Below are 1373 nucleotides of genomic sequence, written 5' to 3' on the forward strand. Positions count from 1 at the left end.
GCCATGGCGCATGCGTGCCCAGCGGCACCAGCAGCGAACCGCCGGGCAGTTCGTACATCTCGCCACTCATCAGCAGCTGGTTCATCAGCTGGCAACCGGTGTAGCCGATGAAATACAGCAGCACGCGATCGCGCAACACCAGCCACAGGCATAGCGCGGCAAGAATCATGGTGAACTGCACGCTGGAGAACAGCGTGGTCAGGCGCACGTGGGTCAGGTCCTGCGCCTGATACGTGGCCATGTCGGTGATGTCGGCGCGGATCTGCCGCGTGAAGTTGTCGGCGGCGATCTGCACATAGATCGGCTGGTCGGCGCGCAAGTCATGCGGCAATTCCAGCGCCAGGTGATGGCGCGAGTAACGCGCCAATTGATCGGTCTGGGCAAACCACAGCTCGTGCGGCTGATAGTCCGGCGGCGCATACACGGTGATGCGTATATAGGTGGCGCCGGTGAAATTGAGCACGGGCGAACTGGTCTCGTGCCAGTCGCGATCGATGGTCAGGCGATACCAGCGCTGCGTCTCCACCGCATTGGGCGTATGCGTCGAGCGGCTGGGCAGGAAACGTCCATCCATGCCGCCGTGGATAACCTGTGCTGGCGTGGGCGCCGGCTTGAGCGGCACCAGCGACGCTACCTGCAGGGTCGGCATAGCGGAGCGCGCAGGCGTCGCCTGTGCGGCCAGTGCAAAGCACATGGCGCACATCCAGGTGAACAACACCACGATGAGCCCGCGTATCGACATATCCCCCCTTGCTGCCGGTCCCCTGTTACCGGCGTGCGGGGCGGGTCCTTCCTTCGGACAGCGACCCCGGCGTCTTTATGTATCACGTTCCACACGCGATATGGATCTTTTTGGCCAGCCCGGGCCTGGGTCTTCACGATCCGGGTCGGCCATGAGCGGCGGTCGAACACAATCACGGCAAGTCTTATGCTTATCACCTCGGCAGTCGTTGGCGGTGGTGGCATGGCAAGGCGGGAAAGTGTGAAACCGGTCACTCAGGCAGATCATCGGCCCGGGGCCGACGAACTTGAGTCGCACGACTTTATCCGCCACGGCACACCGGCGTTTCGACGGACCAATCTGGCGCTGTTTGCCGCCGGCCTGGCCACCTTCGGGCTGTTGTATTGCACCCAGCCACTGATGCCCGAATTCAGCAAGGACTATGGCGTCAGCGCGGCTGCCGCGGCGCTCTCTCTTTCACTGACCACGGGCGTGCTGGCCTTCGCCATGCTGTTTGCCGGCGGCCTGTCCGATGCCCGGGGCCGCAAGACCATCATGACGGCCTCGCTGCTGTCCTCGTCCGTGTTGGTGGTGCTGACCGCGCTGGTGCCCGACTGGCACATGTTGCTGATACTGCGTGCGCTGCTGGGAT

At 63.5% G+C, this 1373-nt stretch carries 2 protein-coding genes; one reads left to right on the forward strand and one right to left on the reverse strand.

Features of this window, described 5'->3' with window-relative positions; translation table 11 throughout:
- The coding region (locus tag AC1DMG_RS22140; protein WP_477181152.1) for a hypothetical protein at positions 1-742 on the reverse strand (742 nt) is incomplete at its 3' end.
- Positions 743-1045: 303 nt separating this feature from the next.
- Between AC1DMG_RS22140 and AC1DMG_RS22145 the strand changes: the two genes are divergently transcribed.
- Positions 1046-1373: MFS transporter (locus tag AC1DMG_RS22145; RefSeq protein ID WP_477181153.1), on the forward strand; the 328-nt coding region annotated here is incomplete at its 3' end.

Source organism: Dyella sp. 01N36 (assembly GCF_056399745.1).